Annotated in this window: 15 protein-coding genes; 6 read left to right on the top strand and 9 right to left on the bottom strand. The window is 69.4% G+C overall.

Features of this window, described 5'->3' with window-relative positions; genetic code table 11:
* Positions 1–528: 528 nt before the first annotated feature.
* The 5 genes from FNH05_RS06935 to FNH05_RS06915 all read right to left on the bottom strand — a co-directional run bounded on the left by FNH05_RS06935 (position 529) and on the right by FNH05_RS06915 (position 6,533).
* Positions 529–966, bottom strand: a complete 438-nt coding sequence (locus FNH05_RS06935; protein WP_144586448.1) for a hypothetical protein — start codon at positions 964–966, stop codon at positions 529–531.
* Between the two features lie 336 nt (positions 967–1,302).
* A complete protein-coding gene (locus FNH05_RS06930) occupies positions 1,303–1,839 on the bottom strand; it encodes a type VII secretion system-associated protein (RefSeq protein ID WP_144586447.1) in 537 nt (178 codons plus the stop codon).
* The gene (locus FNH05_RS06925; RefSeq protein WP_144586446.1) at positions 1,836–4,085 is read right to left on the bottom strand and encodes a hypothetical protein; all 2,250 of its coding nucleotides are present in this window, start codon (positions 4,083–4,085) and stop codon (positions 1,836–1,838) included. The genes FNH05_RS06930 and FNH05_RS06925 overlap by 4 nt, the downstream gene beginning before the upstream one ends.
* Before the next feature lie 112 nt (positions 4,086–4,197).
* The gene (locus FNH05_RS06920) at positions 4,198–4,935 is read right to left on the bottom strand and encodes an SDR family NAD(P)-dependent oxidoreductase (RefSeq protein WP_144586445.1); all 738 of its coding nucleotides are present in this window, start codon (positions 4,933–4,935) and stop codon (positions 4,198–4,200) included.
* A 371-nt stretch (positions 4,936–5,306) separates the two neighbouring features.
* Positions 5,307–6,533, bottom strand: coding sequence for a cytochrome P450 (locus tag FNH05_RS06915; protein WP_144586444.1), 1,227 nt, complete (start codon positions 6,531–6,533; stop codon positions 5,307–5,309).
* A 149-nt stretch (positions 6,534–6,682) separates the two neighbouring features.
* Here FNH05_RS06915 and FNH05_RS06910 point away from each other — a divergent pair, with 149 nt between their 5' ends.
* Together FNH05_RS06910 and FNH05_RS06905 are read left to right on the top strand one after the other, a co-directional pair.
* Positions 6,683–7,612, top strand: a complete 930-nt coding sequence (locus FNH05_RS06910; RefSeq protein WP_144586443.1) for an ATP-binding cassette domain-containing protein — start codon at positions 6,683–6,685, stop codon at positions 7,610–7,612.
* Entirely contained in the window at positions 7,609–8,358 is a 750-nt protein-coding gene (locus tag FNH05_RS06905; protein WP_246127577.1) for an ABC transporter permease, read from the top strand. Before FNH05_RS06910 ends, FNH05_RS06905 begins: the two co-directional genes overlap by 4 nt.
* On the opposite strand, the gene FNH05_RS06900 is transcribed toward FNH05_RS06905, so the two are convergent.
* Positions 8,342–11,503 carry an AfsR/SARP family transcriptional regulator gene (locus FNH05_RS06900; protein WP_144586455.1) on the bottom strand — a complete coding sequence of 1,054 codons (3,162 nt, stop codon included), beginning with the start codon at positions 11,501–11,503 and terminating at the stop codon, positions 8,342–8,344. The genes FNH05_RS06905 and FNH05_RS06900 overlap by 17 nt on opposite strands.
* Before the next feature lie 62 nt (positions 11,504–11,565).
* Entirely contained in the window at positions 11,566–12,522 is a 957-nt protein-coding gene (locus FNH05_RS06895; protein ID WP_144586442.1) for a GntR family transcriptional regulator, read from the bottom strand.
* A 132-nt stretch (positions 12,523–12,654) separates the two neighbouring features.
* On the opposite strand from FNH05_RS06895, the gene FNH05_RS06890 reads away from it, so the two are divergent.
* On the top strand, positions 12,655–13,785 hold the full coding sequence (locus FNH05_RS06890) for an FAD-dependent monooxygenase (protein WP_144586453.1): 1,131 nt from the start codon (positions 12,655–12,657) through the stop codon (positions 13,783–13,785).
* A gap of 23 nt (positions 13,786–13,808) precedes the next feature.
* On the opposite strand, the gene FNH05_RS06885 is transcribed toward FNH05_RS06890, so the two are convergent.
* The gene (locus FNH05_RS06885; RefSeq protein ID WP_186382420.1) at positions 13,809–14,972 is read right to left on the bottom strand and encodes a TetR/AcrR family transcriptional regulator; all 1,164 of its coding nucleotides are present in this window, start codon (positions 14,970–14,972) and stop codon (positions 13,809–13,811) included.
* Between the two features lie 268 nt (positions 14,973–15,240).
* Between FNH05_RS06885 and FNH05_RS06880 the strand changes: the two genes are divergently transcribed.
* Positions 15,241–16,449 (top strand): oxygenase MpaB family protein, encoded by a 1,209-nt coding sequence (locus FNH05_RS06880; RefSeq protein WP_144586440.1) that lies wholly within the window; start codon positions 15,241–15,243, stop codon positions 16,447–16,449.
* A 167-nt stretch (positions 16,450–16,616) separates the two neighbouring features.
* Here the strand turns inward: FNH05_RS06880 and FNH05_RS06875 are convergent, their stop codons facing one another.
* Positions 16,617–19,034, bottom strand: a complete 2,418-nt coding sequence (locus tag FNH05_RS06875) for an RCC1 domain-containing protein (RefSeq protein ID WP_186382419.1) — start codon at positions 19,032–19,034, stop codon at positions 16,617–16,619.
* Here FNH05_RS06875 and FNH05_RS37870 point away from each other — a divergent pair.
* The gene (locus tag FNH05_RS37870; RefSeq protein ID WP_186382423.1) at positions 18,955–19,170 is read left to right on the top strand and encodes a hypothetical protein; all 216 of its coding nucleotides are present in this window, start codon (positions 18,955–18,957) and stop codon (positions 19,168–19,170) included. The genes FNH05_RS06875 and FNH05_RS37870 overlap by 80 nt on opposite strands.
* Positions 19,171–19,661: 491 nt before the next feature.
* Positions 19,662–21,095, top strand: coding sequence for an Ig-like domain-containing protein (locus FNH05_RS06870; protein ID WP_186382418.1), 1,434 nt, complete (start codon positions 19,662–19,664; stop codon positions 21,093–21,095).
* The last annotated feature ends 149 nt before the right edge of the window (positions 21,096–21,244 follow it).

The raw sequence follows: 21,244 nt of genomic DNA, 5'->3' as shown, positions 1-21,244 counted from the left end.
CGGGCGGATAGTGTGTCACGAACGCAGAGAGGGGCTTGATGTAGGAAGAGCTTCTCGAAGCGGTGCTGCGTGGGAGATGGAGGATTCCCGGCCCTCCAGTGCTGGGTTTTATCCGACCCTGGGATGAATCTGGCGGAAACCTGCTTCTGGCCAGATGGTGTCCGGCGTGAAGGCGGCGCGAGCCTGATCTGCTGCTCTTGCGTCTAATTGGGAAAGCGCTTCCTGACACTTTCGCCGCAAGGCTCTATCGCGCGCGGAGAGAGGAAGCATCCCAAGCGGAGAAACCTCAAGGGACTGAGTACCGTCGCGGGACGGCGCTGGCGGACTGGCTGGATAGGCTTCTGACCTGGGATCTTCTGGGGAGAGCTGGCCCAGCTCGGCCCGACCGGTTACCGGCCGCCGCGTGTACGAGACACCCTTTTCCGACACCCGATCAGCCGGACCGTCTGGCTTCCCCTCGTCGGTGACGTTGAGGAACAGGCCCGGCTGATCAGCGGCTCATCCTGGTCGCCCTGGCGGCGCAGGTCCTCAGAAACTCACCCAGTGCGCCGTGATTCCGGTGCGCCCGTCGCCGTTGCTGAGGACGGCGGCGAAGCCCGGCTGGCCGATGCGGTACCCGTAGAGCCGCACGACGTCCCCGGCCTTGAAGGTGTACAGGAACGTTTGCCCGATGGTGTCCTGGCTCGACTCACCCGGGTTGTAGGTCTTACCGGTCAGTGCCTCACTGCCCGGGATGAGTGCGCCGTTGTTGAACAATGCCGTGTGGAGAAACGCCCCTGAGACGCTCGCGGGATTACCGATGTTGGTGCGGGCGGAATAGGAAACCTGCCACACGCCGGGGTTGGGGATCGTGAGCGCCGGGAGCTCGGAGATCTGCTCGTAGGCACGGTCGGCGCTGGTGATGCTGTGCGAGAAGTCGACCGGGTCGGTCTGGACCCATTGCGAGCCTCCCGATCGGGGGGCCACGGCAGCGGTGGATGTACGCGCTGTGCCGGACACATTCGGCGTCGCATCGGCGTAGGCCGGCGCGGCCACGAGAGCCGTCACCAGGACACTGCCGACGGCCGCGCCGACGACGGCGATCCATCGCCTGGATCGGGAGCCGGCTCTTGGGGTTACTGCTCGCATGAGTATCTCCATATCTCTGTTCACTGCTGATCAAGACCATGATGAGGATGTCAAATATCACAGTGAGTACACGAATGACTACGGAGTGAACGTGACTGCCTACGGAGTGAATCGGCCGTTGAGCAACGGCCCCTCACGGCACTCGAATCGTCACCGGGGCGGCGAGTACCGCCCTTAGCCGCGTTCGCCCGCGGCGATTTCCCGGATCCCGTCGGCCGGGACACGCATCGAGGCGGGGGCGCCCGGGTTCAGCAGGACGTCGACCCCCTTGGCGGGCAGGGCCGCGGCCAGTCGCTCCAGCGTCACATCGCGCCAGGCGGGGGCAGGCACCCGTGTCCGGTGTCCGGGCGCGGTGGTCACCAGCACCGCGTCGAGGCCGTCCGGAGCCGGGCGGACCAGCGCCACTCCCCGCTCGTCGACGGCGATGCCGAGCATCGTGGTGCGCAGCGCCGAGGGCAGGTCGTCCGCGCCGCCACCGTCCCGCGCGAGGCGGCGCAGCACCTCGTCCACCGGATCGAGCGGCGAATCCGGTGAGGTGGGCCGGTAGACCGGGTTCGGCTGGAACCGGCCGCGAAGACCCTCCGCGGTGTACTCCCAGGCGCCCGCGATGGCGGTCACCGGAGGGTCGGGTTCCTCCGGACTCGACGTCCACAATGGATCGATGACCAGCAGCAGGCCCTCGTCGGCGCGCTGGGCCGGTGCACCGGTCATCGCGCGTCCACCAGCCCGGGCAGGTGCCGGAACCGGGCTGCCCTGGTGGACGGCACCCGCTCCCGCGCCTGGGACCGTGCCCATCGGTCCGCGGCCTTTTCCAGCGATGCCTTGGTGAACTTGTCCAGCGAGACCCGGTTGGGGTCCACGCGCCCTTCGCCGTCGATCTCGCTGGGGGACAACTCGCGGAGCACGATCCGTCCACGCGAGCCGGAGACCGGCTCGGTCCGGTCCAGCACCTTGAACCGGGTGCCCGGCGGGAACACGACCCGGCCGGGCACCGGGTCCTCCACCGGTTCCAGCAGCGCCGTCCGGCGCCCGCTCATCGACCAGACCAGCAGTTCGGTGTCGCCGTGCAGGGTGTCGCAGGGGGCGGTCAGCAGGTTGAGGAAGCCCCATTCGGTCAGCACCGGATTTTCCCCGTAGAGCTCCCATTGCCGTTCCGTGGGGGTGAGCGCGGTCACCGCGGGGCCACGGAGCACGGGCAGCCGTGCCAGCCCGGCCGCCGCACAGCGGCCGAACCGCACGTGCTCACCGGCCCGGCCCGAGCGCAGGGCGGCGTCGAGGTCGTCCCCGGCGGTTTCCGCCAGGTACAGCCGGACCGCGAGCGCCTCGGTCAGGGTGCCCTCGGGGGAGCGGCCGGACAGGCGCGGGTTGGCGGCCAGCACTTCGCGGACCTGCCCGGCCTCGGCCTCGAACCGTTCCCGCCACGTCTCCCGCAGCCAGGCGCGGTCGTCCTCGGTGACGTCGGCCGTCACCCTCGCTCCAGCCTCCGGCTCCGTGCCGTGAAGGGTCCCTTCACCGCCGATCCGACCGTGAAGGGACCCTTCACGGCGCTCCGGAACCGGCTCCCCGTCCGGTTCGCGCTCGGGCAGGAGGAAGGCCCCGGTGGCGAGCAGCCGGGCGAGCCACGGCAGCGCCACGGATCCGGGTTCGGGCTCGGGTTCGCCGGTCGGTTCCGGGCCGGACGCGGACGAAGCGGTGACCGGTACCAGCGTGACGGCCAGCCGGGTGGAGTATTCGAGGCGGTCGCGAACCTCCTCGGCCACGGTCCGCATCCGTTCCGCCGCCTCGCCCGCCTCGTGGAACAGGCGGAGCCGCACGACGTCGACGGGAGCGGACCGGACGTGCGCGGCGTGTGCGGGCTCCTCGGGCGGCCGGATCCACAGCCCGGCGGCCACGACCTCCACCACGGCGTCCGGCGCGTACCGGTAGACGCCCGGCGTGATCTCGGGCAGCCCGGGCAGTGGTTCGCGGTGCGCGCGCAGGCGTGGCGCCGCCGGTTCCGCGCCGCCGGGGTAGGAGTAGACCTGTGCGAAGGTCTTCCAACCGTGGGAACCGTCCGGGCGGACCGTGAAGACGTCCGGCATGACGCCACCGCCGACCGGAATGCCCGCGTAGCAGTTCACCTCCTCGCCGAGGGTGTCGGCGAGGAGGTGACCCAGCGGCCGGTTCCCCGGTTCCGGCCGGACGGGTCCATAGTGGACGAACCGCACGCGGGACCGGTCCTCCGCTGCGAGCAGGGCCCAGAACCGCTTGACCTCGTCGAGGGGCAGCTCGGGGATGTGCTGCCCGCCGAGCACGACGGTGAGTACGTCGGGCAGGCAGGCGAGCGTGCGGATCAACCGCGTCCGGCTGACGGCCAGCCAGCGCTCGTCGCCGTCGGTCCGCAGCCACATCCCCGCGGGCAGCTGTTCGGCGGTGGTGCCGGAGCCCAGCGGACTGGTCCCGGTCACCGCCGCGGATTCCCAGGCCGGTCGCGGAAACCGGCTGCCTTCGCGTTCGGGCGCCTGACCGGGCTGGAACCGCACCCAGGAACCGGTCCGGGAGTCCTGGCCGGTCGTCACGAACAGCCCGCCACCCGCCGCGGGCAGCACCCGGCCGTCGGCCGCCACCACCGTGCGGTCCAGCCGGGCCGAAAGCCACTGCCCCACCTCGAAACCCGACTCGCGGAAGGGACCGGCGAGCACCAGCCGGATCCCGCGCTTCTCCTTGGGGATGGCGACCGCCAGTGCCTCCCAGGCGTTGGCCTGCGAGTCGGACGGCAGGTCCGCGACCACGAGCCCGAGCTCCGGTTCGGCGACCGTGACGGCCAGGGCCTGCGCCTCGTCGGAGGCGCCCGCCCGTCCGTGGACCAGCAGCGCATGACCGATCTCCTCCGCCACCAGGTCGGTCTCGGTGCGGAGCCGGGCGCGGAGTCTGGTCAGCAGAGGCATGTTCTTCCCCTCGCTCTTGGACTCCTCCATGATCGCTGCCCGCGGTCGCGCACAGGCGAGACCTGGTCCGCTCCCGGAGAGCACGCTGGGTTTCCCTCACGAGGCTCCGCGATCTCCGGCGCAAACCACTTCGAAACGATCCTTACCGCATGCCGCCGGAGGCGAGGATGACATCGCCGGTGATCCAGCGCGCGTCGTCGGAGGCAAGGAAGGTCACGAGCGGGCCGTAGTCGTCGGGGGTGCCCGTGCGGCCGAGTGGGGTGGCGGCGATGTCCTGTGCCTGCAGATCCGACCCGGCGTAGCCCATGGCCCTGGTGCCCTCGGTGTCCGACGGCCCGGGCATGATCGCGTCGACCCGGATACCGCGCGGGCCCAGTTCCTTGGCCGCGACGATGGTGAAGGCGTTGACAGCGCTCTTGGACGCGACGTACAGCGAACCGTACGGCGGGTGGGTGACCGTACCGGCCGTAGAGACGTTGATGATCGACGCGGTGCCGATGTCGTCCTGCGCGGCCAGTGCCTGCGTGGTCAGGATCGTGCCCAGCAGGTTCGTGGTCATCTCGCGCTGGAACTCGTCCTCGGTGATGTCCGACAGCGGCGCGAACGTGGCGACCGCCGCGTTGTTCACGAGCACGTCGACCGGGCCGTACATCTCGCGCGCCCGCTCGAAGAGACGGCGCACGTCGTCGCTGCCCGCCACGTCCGCCTGGACCGCGACCGCCCGGCCGCCCTTGGCGGTGACGTCCGCGACGACCCGCTCGGCGCCCTCCGCGTCCACCCGGTAGTTCACCACGACGGCCGCGCCACTCTCGGCGAGTGTCGAGATGGGGACAGGGCAGGTCGCGAACCTCCTCGACGGCTCGTTGGCGAGCGCGCTCACCCGGCGTTCCTTCCCGTGAGGGGTCCCCTCACGGCCGATACAGCCGGGGCCCCGGCAAAGTCGGTCCTTGCATGGGCGAGTCCCACCTTCCGGCACTTGTGTCCCACCCTCCGGCGCTTGTGTCCCACCTTCCGGCAGCCCGAGTCCCACGTTCGGCCCGTGCGAGGGCGCCTTTCTCCGCGGTGACCCGCCTGCAAGCAGGGCTGCGCGGTGCCGTGAGGGGCCCCCTCACAGCCGTATCGCCCGTGAGGGACCCCCTCACGGGCACCCATCCCCGCCTGAGCGGGCAACTCACCTGCACGAGGGTGGGACACGTGCGCACGAGGGTGGGACACGCCCGGCGGACGCGCCATCACGGGAGCGTCCGGCTCTTACCCGGCCGTTTCCGTCCAGGTGACCGGCAGTTCGTGGACGCCGTAGATGTTCATGTCGGTCCTGAGTTTCACCTCGTCCGAGGGGATGGCGAGTTTGAGGGTCGGGAAGCGGCGCAGCAGTCCCTCGAAACCGGCGCGCATCTCGATGCGGGCCAGTTGCTGGCCGAGGCACTGGTGGACGCCGTGGCCGAAGGACAGGTGCCCGCGGGCCTTGCGGTGGATGTCCAGGGTGTCGGGGTTGTCGAAGCGCTGCGGGTCGTGGTTGGCGGCCAGCATCGAGACGACGACGGTCGATCCCTTGGGGATCGTTTCGCCACCGAGTTCGATGTCCTCCGCGGCGTAGCGATAGAGGATGTCCACAACGGACAGATAGCGCATGAGTTCCTCGACGGCACCGGGCATCAGACTCGGGTCGGTGCGCAGTTCGGCCAGTTGCCCGGGGTGCTCCAGGAGCGCGAAGGTGCCCAGCCCCAGCATGTTGGCGGTGGTCTCGTGGCCCGCGAGCAGCAGCAGGAAGGCGATGCCGGTCAGTTCCTCGATGCCGAGGTCGTCATCGCGGGCCAGGTCGGACAGGATGTCTTCGCCGGGTTCGGCGCGCTTGCGCGTGACCAGTTCGGCCAGGTACGTCGTTATCGCGCCGTACGCGGCCATCTTCTCGTCGAGATCCTGGTCCTTGACCAGGAACTTGGCGGAGTTGACCTGGAAGTTCTCCCGGTCCGCGTAGGGGACGCCGAGCAGTTCGCAGATCACCAGCGAGGGCACCGGCAGCGCGAACTCCTTGACCAGGTCGACCGGCGGGGTCAGGCGTGCCAGCTCGTCCAGTTGCCGCTCGACGACGTCGACGATGTGCTCTTCGAGCTGCTTCATGCGTTTGACGGTGAAGGCGCCGGTGAGCTTGCGCCGCAGCCGGGTGTGGTCCGGCGGGTCCATGGCGATGAACAGGCCCGGCACCTGCGGGGACGGTTCGGTGACGACGGGCATGCCGGGGGTCTCGTACGGCAGGTGGATCACGCCGAGGTCCTGGCGGGAGCTGAACCGGGTGTCGGCCATGAGCAGACGGAGCGCCTCGTAGCCGGTGACGAGCCAGCCCTCGTGCCCATCGGGGAAAACCATCGGGCAGACCGGACGGGCCTCGCGAAGCCGGGTGATCTGGCTGGGCGGGTTGAAGGGGCCCGCGTCGCGCTCGACGGAGAGGCCGTGCGGGATCGGAATCGCTTCACTCATCGGATTTCCTTTCGCGGCGGTTGGTGTGGCCACGATCGCGGAAGGTCCTGACATGCGACTGACACGGCCCTGACATCGACCACGCCGTGCCGATGGCCGTGTCAGGAGCGCGTCAGGAGCGTGACAGGGGCGGCGCCGATGGTGGTCGCATGACAACTTCGGCGATTGCGGTTTCAGGCCTGCGGAAGGCATACGGGGACAAGACCGTGCTCGACGGCATCGATCTTGATGTCGGGGCGGGCACGATCTTTTCCCTGCTCGGCCCGAACGGGGCGGGCAAGACGACGACGGTGAACGTGCTGACCACGTTGATGAAGGCCGACGGCGGGACGGTCCGCGTCGCCGGACACGACATCGCGACCGAGGCCAAGGCGGTGCGCGCGGCCATCGGGGTCACCGGCCAGTTCGCGGCGGTGGACGAGTTGCTGACTGGGCAGGAAAACCTGCAGTTGATGGTGGATCTGAAGGGCGGGGGAAACCGCGTCGTCACCGCACTGCTGGAGCGGTTCGATCTGGTGGAGTCGGCGCGGAAGCCGGTGTCGACCTATTCCGGGGGGATGCGCCGGAAACTGGATCTGGCGATGACGCTCGTCGGCAACCCGCGGATCATCTTCCTGGACGAGCCGACGACGGGGCTGGACCCGCGCAGCCGCCGTACGATGTGGACGATCGTCCGTGAGCTGGTGGCCGAGGGGGCGACCATCTTCCTCACCACCCAGTACCTCGAGGAAGCCGACCAGCTCGCCGACCGGATCGCGGTGCTCGATCAGGGCCGCCTGGTCGCCCAGGGCACTCCCGACGAGCTCAAGCGCCGGATCCCCGGGACCCACGTCCGGCTCCGCTTCGGCACCGCCGCCGAACTCGACACGGCCGCGCGGATCATCACCGACTCCACCCGGGACGACGACGCGCTGACCCTGCGGGTCCCCGGCGACGGTGGGACGAAATCGCTGCGGTCCCTGCTGGACCGGCTCGACGAGTACTCGATCAGCGCCGAAGGTTTCTCCGTGCACACGCCGGACCTCGATGACGTATTCCTCGCCCTGACGGGCCACACCACGGAGGTAGTCGCGAAATGAACGCCAAATCCCCTTCGATGGTCATGTTGCGCCGCAACTTCAAACACATCGCCCGCAACCCGACCTCGGTGTTCAACGCGATCCTGATGCCGATAGTCGTCATGTTCATGTTCGTGTACATGCTCGGAGGCGCTTTCAGCGTCGGCACCAGGTACATCGATTACGCGACGCCGGGACTGATGCTGCTGGCCGTCTGCTACGGGCTGGGGGCCACCGCGACGTCGGTGAACTCCGACATGACGAAGGGCATCATCAACCGGTTCAAGGTCATGGACGTTTCCCGCGGTGCGGTGTTGACCGGCCACGTCGTCGCCAGTGTGTTGACCAACGTGATCGCCATCGGGGCGCTGGTCGGGGTGGCCTTCCTGCTGGGATTCAGCCCGTCGGCGGGTTTCCTCGACTGGCTGGGCGTGGCCGGCATGGTCGTGCTGCTCGGTTTCGCGGCCGGTTGGCTCACGGTGGCACTGGGACTGGCGGCGAAGTCTCCGGAGACGGCGGGTATGGCCGCCGTGCCGCTGGTCATGCTGCCGTTCTTCAGCAGCGCGATCGTCCCGGCGGAGAAGATGGGGGCGGGCGTCCGGCAGTTCGCGGAGTACCAGCCCTTCACACCGATCATCGAAACCATGCGCGGGCTGCTCAACGGCACACCGTCCACAAGCGACGCGGTCGTCGCCGTCGCCTGGTGCGTCGGCATCGCGCTGGTCGGGTACCTGTGGGCGCGCTCCACGTTCACGAAGCGAGCGTGATCCCGGCCAGTTCGCGCCAGTCCGTCCGCGCTCCCTCCCGCGTCGCCTCGGTGAACCGCGTGTCACCGAGGCGGCGCCGCGTGGCCTGCTCGATCCGGGCCACGTCAGGAAGCGAACGATCCGGGAGCCCGCTCACTCCGGCGCTCGCCGCGAGCAGCCGTGCGGCCTGCTCGTACTGTTCACGGCGCAGCGCGAAGTCCGCGATCCCGACGAGCACCTGGGCGATCATGAGTGGATGCCCCGCCTCGGAGGCTGCCTCGAAGGCGGCTACGCGGTGTTCAAGGGCCCCGTCGAGATCCTCGGCGAGGTAGCCGAGCAGGTCGTGTCTCACCGCGCGGACGTAGGCCCGCCCGCCCAAGTCGCTCAGCATCGCGGTGGCGGCGTCGAGCTGACGGCGCGCCTGCTCGACGTCACCGCTCCAGCGGGCGAGTTCGGCCTTCGCCAGCGCCAGTTCGGCCAGCGCCTCCGGCCAGGCGATCCGGTCCGCGTACCGCTGCGCCTCCGCCATGGCCGCCGCGCTCGACTCCTCATCGCCCGCGAGCCAGTAGAACTGGGCCTGCCGCGACCGCATGCGCACGACATCCTCGATGGCGCCGACCTCGGTGACGATCGCGATCGCCTGCTGGTAGTGCTCGGACGCCCCGGCGAACGCGCCGCGCACGGCGATCCGCTCCGCCAGTTCGGTCAAGGCGAACGAAATCCCCCACCGTTCGCCGATCGCGCGGAACTCGGCGAGCGCCGCCTCCAGGTACTCGTCCGCATCCCGGCCGCCGTGGCCGAGCTGGACCCGCATCTTGCCGAGCTGCAGCCTGGCCAGTGCGCGTACCCAGGGATCCTCGTCGGCGGTCTGCGGTTCGAACGCGGACAGGTAGGCGTCCGGCCCCTCCAGCAGGCGCGCCAGCGCGGAGGTCATCCTCAGCACGGGGTGCCGGCTCGGCACACGTCGGCTGATCTCGTCAGCCTTGCGGATCCACTCCTCCGCCTGGTATTGGTCACTCGCCCGCCCGGAGGTCATGAATCCCGTGACGAACACGTACACCAGACCCCGGATCTCGTCGGGCACCTCGCCGGGCAGGGCGGCGGCCGCCATGATCAGCTCGTTGGCCTCGGACTTGTGCCCGCCGAGCCACCAGTACCAGCCCGCGGCCGCCGCCAGCCGCATCGCTCCGTGCGCGTCGCCCGCCGCGAGCGCCCCCCGCATCGCGGCACCGATGTTGTCGTGCTCGGCTTCGAGCTTGGCGAGCCACACCAGTTGCTCGGCGCGGCGGAGATGTGGCTCCGCGGTTTCGGCGAGTTCGGTGAAGTACGCGAGGTGCGCGCGTCGCGTCGGATCCGATTCCCCGGCCTCCGCGAGACGCTGCTCGGCGTACTCCCTGATCGTGCCGAGCATCCGGTAGCGCGGCGCCCCTTCGCCGTTGGTGACCACGAGCGATTTCTCGGTCAGCGCGGTCAGCAGTTCGAGCACCTGCCACCCCTCGACGGTTTCGCCCGCGCAGACCCGCTCGGCCGCTTCCAGGCTCGCGCCACCGGAGAACACCGAGAGCCTGCGCAGGACCATCCGTTCGGGGTCGGTGAGCAGCTCCCAGCTCCAGTCGATCACCGCGCGCAGCGTCCGGTGGCGCGGCAGCGCGGTACGGCTGCCGCCGGTCAGCAGCCGGAACCGGTCATCGAGCCGCGTGGCGAGCTGGTCGAGGGACATGGTGCGCAGCCTTGCCGCGGCCAGTTCGATCGCCAGCGGCATCCCGTCCAGCGCCCGGCAGACGCGCGCCATGGTCGACCACGTCCGTGCGTCGGTGGTGAGATCCTTGCGCACCGCCAGTGCGCGGTCCCGCAGCAGCCGGACGGCCGGAGCGGACTTGATCCCGGCCGGGTCGGCGTCCTCCGCGGGCAGGACCAGCGGCGCGACCGGCCACAGCGCCTCACCGGTGATGCCGAGCGGTTCCCGGCTCGTCGCGAGGATCCGCAGCCGCCGGCACTCCCCGAGCACCCGGTGGGCGAACACCGCCGCGGAGTCGATCACGTGCTCGCAGTTGTCCAGTACCAGCAGCATGTCCCGCTCGCGGAGCGCGGCGACGACCCGGTCCGCCAACTCCGCGTCCGTCGCGTCGCCGAGCAGCGCGTCCCGAAGGCCGAGCGCGGCGAGCGTCGCCCGCGCGGCGCTGTTCCCGCCCCCCGTGTTGTCACCGTCGCCGCCGATGGCCGCGAGCTCCACCAGCCAGGTCCCGTCGGGCAGGTCGCCGAGCAGGGTGCGCGCGGTTTCCGTGGCGAGCCTGGTCTTCCCCGAGCCGCCCGGGCCGATCAGGGTGGTGAGCCGGTGGTCGGCGAGCAGTCCGCGGACCGTGGCGACGTCGGCGTCCTTGCCGACGAAGCTGGTCAGCTCGGCACGCAGGTTGGTCTTCCGGTCTTCCTCCCGCCGCCCCAACTCGCCCCGCAGCAGCGCGACGTGCAGTGCGGACAGCTCCGGGGAGGGGTCGACGCCCAGCGTGTCGGCCAGTGTTTCCCTCGTGCGCTGGTACACGAGCAGTGCCTCGGTGTCGCGACCGGTCGCGACGAGGGCACGCATCAGCGCGGCGACAAGCCGTTCTCGCACCGGATGCGCGGCCACCAGGTCGGTCAGTTCCGTGACCAGTTCCGCGCCGTGGCCGAGGCTGACCTCCGCGTCGAACCGGTCCTCCAAGGCGGTCAGGCGCAGCCCTTCGAGCCGGGTGACCGCCGCGTCGAACGCCGCACTGTCCTGCAGACCGACGTCCTGCATCGCCGCACCGCGCCACGAGGCGAGGGCCTCGCGCAGCAGCCGTATCCGGCCAGGGCCCTCGTCACCGCGGGCCTGGGCGACGAGGTTCTCGAAGCGCACGGCATCGACCGCGTCGGGATCCAGCCGCAACCGGTAGCCGTCCGTCTGCCCGTCGACCGACCCTTCCGGAAGCGCCTTCCGCAGCCGGGAAACCAGGCGCTGCAGAGCGTTTGCCGCGTCGGCCGGCGGGTTCTCACCCCAGATCCAGTCGACCAGCGTCGCCTTCGGGACCACCCGGCCCGGGTTGAGCGCGAGGGCGATCAGCAGCCCGCGCAGCCGCGCGCCCGGCACGTCGGCGAAGGAGCCGTCGCCCGTGCGAACCTCGAAGGGGCCCAGCATCCCGATCTGCACCCGGCCGATTTTGCCATGATCGACCGGCAGATCGTCGAGGCCGTCGTGCCGGATCAAGAAGCTCAAGCCCTTCGGCTCGACGGGTCGAGCCGCACGGCCAAGCCGTCCAGCAACGAGCGCAGACCCAGTTCGAACAGGTTGTCCAGGACCAGGTCGTAGCCATCCTCGGACAGCGCGGTGAGCATCCTGGCGAAGGTGGGGTGGCGACCGGAGTCGATGATCGTCCCCAGCGCTGCCGCCTGGTTGTCCATCCAGTCGTCTTCGGTCATCCCGGAGGAGCCGAGCGCATGCTGTTCGCGCTCGAGGTGGATCGCGATGCCCTGGATGTAGCTGAAGAGCAACACGTGCAGGTCGCACATCTCGGCCGCGCCGAGGCCGAAGTCGTCCAGCGCGGTGAGCGCCCAGTCCGCGTGCACCGCGAGGTTGGGCAGTGGCAGCGGCCGGGTGACCGGGGCGAGCTGGGCCAGCCACGGATGGCGTTGGTACAGCGACCACATCGTGCGTGCGCAGAGTTCGAGACGGGAACGCCAGCCGGCGGGCGGCCGCGCCGGATAGCCCCGTTCACCGTATGCCGCGTCGGCCATCAGCATGATCAGTTCGGGTTTGCCGGCGACATGTCGATACGGGGCCATCGCCGCGACCCCGAGCCGGGCCGCGACGCCGCGCATGGACACCGCGGCAAGCCCTTCGGCGTCGGCGATCGCGATGGCGGTCCGCACGATCCGCTCACGAGTGAGGTCCCGCCGCGGGTCGCCGGGCGCGGGCGGGTGCACCGGCCGGTGCTTTCCCGTCTGCGGGCGGCCCGGACCGGCGACCACGGTGCCGGACCGGGGTTCGGCGCGGACCAGTCCCTCCTGGCTCAACGTGGCGAGTGCCTTCGCCGCGGTGGCCGTCGCGACGCCCCAGTCGGCGGCGATCCGGCGGACGGAGGGCACCTTGGCGCCCGGTGCCAGTTCCCCTCGCGTGATCTGGCGCCGCAGCTCCGCCGCGATGCGCAGGTATCGCCGTTCGGCAGGCATCGGCTCCTCCCTTCTGTGCTAGCACAGTTGGCCCACTGTCCTAGGTCAGTTTTGGCTGCCCGGCCGTGGCAGAGGCATTGTGTGCCGCGTAATCGCAAGACGTGTACAGCGTATTCTCACTGGAGGTGGATGATGCGGAACGTCCTCGTGTCCGGGGCAGGCGTCGCCGGATCGGCTCTTGCCTACTGGCTGCGGCGCAAGGGCTTTTCGGTGACCGTGGTGGAGCGGGCCCCGGCGCCGCGCACGGGCGGGCAGGCGGTCGACATCCGCGGCGTCGCGCTCGACGTGGTAGGCCGGATGGGCCTCACGGACCGCGTGCGAGCGGCCCGTACGCGGATGCGCGGGATGTCCATGATGGATGGTGAAGGCAACGAAGTGTTCCGGTCCGAGGAGCGCACCTTCAGCAGCGGCCGCCTGGACGGCGACGATGTCGAGCTGCTGCGCGAGGACCTCATCGCGATGCTGCACCAGACGACCGGGAATCAGGTCGAGTACGTCTTCGGCGACTCGATCAGCGCCCTGGTGCAGCAGGCGCGCGGGGTGCGGGTCGAGTTCGAGGGCAGCGGCACGCGCGATTTCGACCTCGTGATCGGCGCGGACGGCGCGCACTCGGCCGTACGAGGGCTCGCCTTCGGCCCGGAACAGCGCTACAGCCACCACCTCGGCCAGTACCTGGGGATCTTCCCGATGCCCAACGTGCTTGGCCTGGACAACTGGCAGCTGTGGTTCCGCGACGAAGCGTCCGGTTCGGGCGGCGCCATCTACCCCGTGCGCGACAACACCGAGCTGCGCGTCACGCTCGGCTTCGGTTCCGAGCCGCTGACCTACGACCACCGGAACGTCCGGCAGCAGAAGCGGTTCCTCACCGAACGACTGGCGGGTCTCGGCTGGTGCGTCCCGACTCTGCTGTCCGCGATGGACACCGCAACCGACTTCTATTTCGACGCCATGGCCCAGATCCGCATGGATCACTGGACCGCGGGCAGGGTGGCGCTGGTCGGCGACGCGGGCTACTGCGCCTCGCCACTGTCCGGGCAGGGCACCAGCCTGGCCCTGGCCGGTGCCTACGTGCTCGCCGACGAACTGGGCCGGTCGGAAGACCACGCCGCCGCGTTCGAGGCCTACGAACAGCGGTTGCGCCCGTTCGTCACGCTCAACCAGGCGCTGGCCACCGAGAACCCGGCCGGTCCGGCGGCCGAGGAGTCGGTGGAGCGGGCCAAGAACGCCCTCTCGCTGGACGCCGACGTGCCGACCGGCGTGTGAGCCGGGGCGCCGGAGGGCGGAAATCACACGCCAAGGGCGCCCAGGACCAAAGCGGCGACGGCCTCGCGGTGGTCGGGGGTGTCCCGCCACCGCAGTCTGCGTCCGGCCTCGACCACCACGCCGAACCCGGCGTGCACCAGCACTCGGGCCTGGCGCGAATCGAGGTCCGGGCGTGCCAGCCGCAGTTGCTGCTCCCAGACGGCGATGTGCTCACGCTGCGCGACGACCAAGGGCCGCTGCAGCTCGGCGGGCAGGCCGACGAGTTCGGCGTGGGCAACGCTGGTGAGCGCGGTGTGCTCGAAGCTGTAGGCCACGTAGGTCGCCGCCAGCGCGACCACGGCGTCCTGCGGGTCGGTCACCCCGCGAAGGTTCTGTTCCACCGCCTGGGTCAACAGGTCCGCCGCCTGCAGGCAGGCCGCGGCCAGGATGTCGGCCTTGCCGGGGAAGTACCGGTAGATCGCGGACGGGACCAGCCCCACGGCCTCGGCGATCCTGCCGTTCGTGACGTTGGCGAACCCGTCCCGTTCGAACAGCGGGACGGCGGCCGCGAGAATCTCCGAGCGCCGGGTGCGCGGCACGGGCTGGGCGGGCAGTTCGACGAGGTGGGCACTCCCGATGCCCGCCGTGGGGTCGGTCGCGACCACACGCAGGGCGGAGGCCAGCAGCAGGTCTTCGGCCCGCCGTTGGGCGATCGAGGTGCGATGCATCGTGATGGACCCGATCGCACCGAGGGCCGCGGCGGCTCGCAGGTGTTCGCCGGGTAGCGGATGCTCGCGGCGCACCACGTCGGTCACGCGCTCGACGACGTGGGCGAACTTCGCCCGGAGCACCCGGCGATCCTCGCGGTTGAGGTACCGCGCCTCCCACCGGTACAAGCCACCCGACGCGCGATGGGCGACGGTGACCCGGGTGGCGGCGGCGAGCACGTCCGCCAAGGCCGCTTCGGGTGGCACCTCGTCGAGCGCGGCGACGAGCCCGTCCACCATGCCGTTCGCGCACTCGGCGAACAGCGCGTACTTGTTCGGGAAATGCCGGTACAGTGCCGCCGCGGTGATGCCGACGCCGGCCGCGATCTCTTCCATGGACGCCCCGTGGTAGCCGCGCCTGCTGAACACCCGGCCGGCCGCTTCGACGATGAGCTGCTTGCGGTTGCGCGGTCGAAGGGCCGCGGCGGACTCGGCGGTCACCGCGGCACCCGGGCGGAAGTGCGCGGGAACAGGGCCATACGCGCCAGTCAACCACGAACCCAACCAAGTCCCCGACACCAGCGGGGCGCGGCCGCCCGGCAGGCCGCCCGGCGGACCGATTCAGCTCGGAGATGCCCCTTGCCGACCGACGGCCGACCTCGATATGTTAATGAGAAATCTCGTCATCGACCGAGTGGAAACCTGCCTGATCTGCCATTGCCTCAAGGACAGTTGCCGACCACACCTACCAAGGAAGCTAGGTAAGTAAATGAGCAATCTCAGCAGAAGAAGCGTCCTGTCCCTCGGCGCCGCGTTGGGCTTGGTGAGCGTGGCGGGCACCGCCCCGGCCTGGGCGTGGTCGCCCGCGGGCTCGATGGCCGGAACCGGCACGGGCACCGACCCGTGGTGGGTCTGGGACGACGAAGTGGACGCGCTGGTGGCGGGGCTCATCGACACCGGCCAGGTCCCCGCGGTCAACACCGCGCTGAAGTCGTGGGTGAACAATGGCGACCCGTTGCCCGGCGGCCTGCCCGCCGACCTCACCGCCTACCTCCAGCAGGTCAACCAGCTGCCCTCCTGGGCCGACCGCGACAAACTGCGTCTCGCCGCCGACTTCAACCGCCGCAAGGACACCTACCTGTTCATGCTGTACGGCCTCGGCAGCGGCATCATGAGCACGGTCATCCCGCGTGAAGCCAGGTCGGTCTACTGGTCCGCGGGCGGCGCCAACATGCAGGACCGCGCGGCCAAGACGTTCACCTTCGGCTACGACCTGAGCGAGCTGACCGCCTTCGAACCCACGGGTCAGTTCCTGGTCACGGCCAACAAGACGCGACTGGTGCACGCGGCGGTGCGTCATCTGCTCCCGCAGTCGTCGCACTGGGAGGCGGTCACCAACGAGCAGATCCCGATCAGCAACGGCGACATCCTGGTCACCTTCCACAGCCTCGGCACCTTCGTGCACCGGAAGCTGCTCGAATGGAAGGTCCCGATGTCGGCCGCGGACGAGGATGCCTTCCTGCACATGTGGCAGGTCGCCATCCACCTGCTCGGCGTGCGCGACGAGTTCATCCCCAAGACATGGGCCGACGCGGACGCGCAGTCGGCGCAGGTGCTCACGCCGATCCTGGCCCCGACCCCCGAGGGCAGGGAGCTGGCCCAGGACCTGCTCGGGCTGACCGCGCAGATCGACCTGGGCGTCACCCGCGGTTTCCTCAACGAGTTCGTGCGCTACGTGCTCAGCGACGCGATAGGCGACTGGCTCGGCCTGCCGCGCGACTACGCGGCGGCCACCCTGATCCGCACCGTGTGGCCCGCCTACATCGCCTTCCGTGAGGGGCTGATCCCGGTCGCGCCCGCCGAGTTCTACCTGTTCGACCAGTTCGTGCGCGCGATCGCGATGCTGTTCCTCAACAAAGGCACCTCACCGACGAGCACGCCCATCACGATTCCCACCGCGAACCGGCCGGGAGCCTGAACCGCGGCGGGGAGGCCGGCCCGGCGCCCGGGGAGCGAGTCGTCCGAGGGGGACGACTCGCACCTCGCACGATCCGTCGACCATCCATAGTGGAGCGATCCGAAAAGGAGTGCCGGGCCCGTCCAGGAGGGACGGGCCCGGCATTGCGAGCGGGGATCACCCGGTCGCTACGGCGTGACGGTCACCGGCAGTGTGCTCGAGGTGGAGCCCAGGAAGTTGCTGTCGCCGTTGTAGACGGCCTTGATGGAATGAGTGCCGATCGAGAGGGTTGAGGTGCTGTAGGTGGCGACTCCGCTGGGGTCGAGAGTGGCGGTGTTGAGCAGGGTGGTGCCGTCGTAGAAGCTGACCGTGCCGGTGGGGGTGCCGGTCGCCGGTGCGACGGCGGTGACGGTGGCGGTCATGGTCACCGTCTGCCCGGACCGCGGGCTCAGGGGTACCACGGTGAGCGCGGTGTTGGTGCTGGCCTTGGGAGCGTTGACGGCCACCAGCACCGGGGAGGAGACCAGACCACCCAGGTAGTTCGTGTCACCGAGGTATGTGGCGGTGACGACGTGGGTCCCGCTGGGAAGAGTGGTGGTGAAGACGGCTGTCCCGTTGTTCAGCGTCGCGCTGCCCAGCACCGCGGTTCCGTCGTTGAACCGCACCGTCCCGGTGGGAACGAAGCCGCCGGCTCCGGCGGGCGGGATGACGTCCACGAAGAAGGTCACCGGTTGGCCGGGCGTCACGGAGGACGGCGATTCGTTGAGCACGACCGCGGCATAGGCCTGTCCGACCACATGGTCGACCGTGTTCGAGTCGGAGCCCTCGAAGTTGACATCGCCACTGTAGTGGGCGCTGATGTGGTGCGTACCCACGCCGAGATTCGTCGTGGTGAATCGCGCTATCCCGCCCCCTCGCCCGTTCGGGGCCACCGGCGCGCTGCCCAGCAGCGTGCTGCCGTTGTCGTCGTAGAAGTAGACCGTCCCGGTCGGCGCCTCGGCACGTTCGGTGTCCGGGGTGACGGTCGCGGTGAAGGTCACCGGCTGCCCCAGCGTCGTCGATTCCAGTGACTGGGTGAGCAGGGTCGTGGTGGGCGTCAGTGCGTTGATCGCCAGGCTGTGAACGCTGCCGGCGGCGATGGTGGCGACAGTGGTGTCCCCCGGCAACGACACCGCGACGGGGCTCGTCCGTTCGGTGAAGGTTCCCTCGCCCACCTGTCCGTAAGAATTGTCGCCCCACCCCAGAGCGTGACCGGTGGAGGTCATCGCCAGGCTGTGGTAGTCGCCGCCTGCCACCTCGGTGATCGTCGTGCCCGGCAGCGATATGGGCACCGGGACATAGCTCGAGGTGTGCGTGCCGTCGCCCAGTTGACCGGACGAGTTGTCGCCCCAGGTGAGTAGCCCGTTGTTCGAGGTCACCGCCAAGCTGTGCGCCCCACCAGCGTCGATGGTCTTGACGATGGTGCCAGGAGGTAGCGATACCGGCACCGGCGTCGGCTGGTTCGCGCCGCTGGTGTCGCCGTTGCCCAGTTGGCCACTCCAGTTGGCGCCCCAGGCCAGCACCGCCCCGTCCGAGGTCAGGGCCAAGCTGTAAACGCCCCCGGCGGCGATGGCGGTGACGGTGACTCCCGTGGGTAGCGACAGCGATACCGGCACCGGCGTCGGCTGGTTCGTGCCGCTGGTGTCGCCGTTGCCCAGTTGGCCGTACCAGTTGGCGCCCCAGGCCAGCATGGTCCCGTTCGAGGCCAGGGCCAGACTGTGATAAGCCCCGGCGGCGATGGCGGTGATGGTGACTCCGACAGGTAGCGACAGCGATACCGGCACCGGTACCAAACTGCTGTCGAACGTGCCGTTGCCCAGTTGGCCGTACCAGTTGGCGCCCCACGCCAGCACGGTCCCGGTCGAGGTCAAGGCCAAAGCGTGATAGGCGCCTGCGGAGACAGCGGTGACAGTGGTGTCCGACGGTAGCAACACCGGCACCGGTACGTCGCTGTTGGTGGTCGAGTCGTTGCCCAGTTGGCCGTAGGAGTTGTAGCCCCACGCCAGTGCCTGCCCGGTGGAGGTCACCGCCAGGCTGAAGGAATATCCACCGTCGGTTCCGGTCACCAGGACGTTCGGGGGCAGTGAGGAGAACACCGGCACATTTCGGTTGACGGTGCTGCCGTCACCCAGTTCGCCGTACACGTTGTCGCCCCAGGCCAGTTCGTAGCCGGGCGGGGTGGTCGCCGTGGCCTGAGGGAACCCGCCCGATGCCGCGCGTGTGGCGGCAAGGCTGCTCGACGCGGTCGAAGTGGGTGTGGTCGGGGCGACCGTCAGGGGTACCGCCGCCGAGGTGGAGCGGTCGTAAATGCCGCCGAACTCGAAGAAGGCGGTGACGTTGTACGAACCCGGTGCGAGGTGGGTGGTCGTCCACGTCACGACGCCGCTGCCGTCAGGCGGAAGCAGGAGGGAAGCCAGATGAGTGGTCCCGCTCTCAAGGCGGACCCCGCCGCTGACGGGCTGGGGGGCACTACTGGCGGGAGTGACGGTGACGGTGAACGTCACCGGCCAGCCGGCCGGAACGGAATCCGGTGAGATCGTCAACGTCGTGGTGGTGGCGATGAGCATGTCGTCCTCCCCAGGCCAACGGGTAACGGATAACGGATGGTGGCGTGCGCTCGATCCGGTGCTCGGCGGCCCACTGCCGGGCGTACCGAACTTGATCTCCAACACAGAAAGTAACAAGGTCGATTGGCCGCCATAATGGGGCGATTTCCTCCCGGGTTTGTTGGCGCATTTGGGCCCGAGGACAGGAGATCGAGTCAGTCGAATGCCTTGAAACGCTTGAGAAAGCAAGTCGGGACGACGGCAAAGTGGACGATCGGATGATCCCGGCAATGGGCCGTCGTACGGCGCCTTGATCATTTCCCGAGGGTGGCGCCGAGATCGAGACAATGAACGGCGATTTTCGCCTCACCTCGATCGGGCGAATTTTTCCGGTGGGTCTTCATGCGCCCCCCGGATCGTGCCGATGAGCCCCAGCGTCGAGTCATCGACAAACGGCGAGCACCGCCACAGGAGGCGATACGCGGAACGCGACCCCTACTCGAGGACCGTGGATCAGAGGGCGAGGCTCGGCGTGATCACGCCAATGTTGTCACTATCGATAGGAACCAGATGAACTTGGATCTACGCGTCGGGCGGCGGAACACTTCGTCCCCGCACGAGGGGGAACAGTCCACACGCGGGCCGCGTGTGGTCCTGACCAGTTTGCGAGGACACGCGGGCCGCGTTTTCGGGCTCCTGACGGCCCTCATCCTCGGGCTCGGCACGTTCGTGCTCACGGCACCGGCGGCGCAGGCGGTGGGGGGACCCAGCAGCGTGGGTGCCTCCGTCTTCCCCACCACGGTCAGCCCGGGGCAGACGGTTCAACTCCAGGCGAGCATCATCTGCACAATCCCCACCGAACATCCATCGGGTTACGTTCAGTTCCTCGACGGTGGGACGCAGATCGATGGCAACGTTCCCATTGCCCCCACGACAAGCCAGTCCACGAGTGTCATTGCCTTCTACAACCCGACGACGTCCGGAACTCACCAGATCTCGACGGTGTACGTCTCCGACAACTCGGCGGGTAGCTGTGCCGGCAACACGTCGTCGTCCACGCCGCTGCTGGTCTCGACGTCGACGCTGAGCCTGACCACCAACCCGCCCTCGCCCGTCGCGCCGGGCGCCCCGATCACCGTCACCGCCAAGGTCTCCTGCACCGGAGTCACCACGGCTACCGGTTTCGTCCAGTTCTACGACAACAACAGCCCCATCGACGGCCCCCTGGCGCTGGACTCCACCGGCACCGCGAACCTGTATCTGCTGACCGGACTGCCGGTGGGCAGCCACACCATTCGCGCGGACTACACCAACGGTAACTGCCCCGACACGACGCAGAGCACCGTGATCGTGGTGGGCGGCACCAGTAACGTCATGGTCTCGACCGTGCCGGCGAACCCGACCGCCGGTGCGCCGGTCCGGCTGGTGGCCCAGGTCACCTGCACCGGTGGCACGCCGACGGGCACCGTCCAGTTCTACGACAACACCGTGCCGGTCGGTTTGCCGCAGCCGGTGAACAGCGGAACGGCCTTCCTGGACCTGCCGAACGGCCTGACGCAGGGCAACCACACCGTTCGTGCGGACTACAGCGGTAACGGCAGCACGTGTCTGCCCGGGTCCAATTCGACCATGGTGGTGGTCGGCGCGGCGGTCTGCCGGACGATCAACTACACCGTCAACACCGGCCTCAGCGTGACCACCCCGATCTGCCTGGGCCCGAACGCCCGCATCCAGGGCAGCATCACCATCAGCGGCAGTGGTTCGCTGACCACGGCCGCGGGCGCGTACATCGGTGGCGGCGTGACCGCCAGCGGTGGGGCCGGGGTGACGCTCTGCGGCACCACGGTGTCCGGGCCGATGAGCCTCAGCGGTGTGTCCGGGGCCATCACCATCGGTGACCCGACCGCCGGGTGTGCGGGCAACCAGATCTACGGCCCGCTGAGCCTGACCGGCAACACCGGCCCGATCAGGGTCTTCAACAACATCATCTACGGCAGCCTCACCTGCGGTGGCAACCTCGGCACGGCCACCGGAACGGGGAACACCGTCTACGGCAGCCGCAACTGCCCGGACATCATGTGACGCGTTTCCGACGCGCCATCCGGTGAGGACCGGCAAGTAAGCGATCCACACCAGCCAGTGGGCGTCCGCCCGCCGCAGCACTCGCGGCGGACGGGCGCCCACGTCTTTTCGCCCGACATGTCCGGTTCTCGTCCGCTCGTGTTGCGGGC

The sequence above is a fragment of the Amycolatopsis rhizosphaerae genome (assembly GCF_007713715.1).
GTDB classification, from domain to species: domain Bacteria; phylum Actinomycetota; class Actinomycetes; order Mycobacteriales; family Pseudonocardiaceae; genus Amycolatopsis_E; species Amycolatopsis_E rhizosphaerae.
This window is presented reverse-complemented; position numbering and strand designations above follow the sequence as displayed.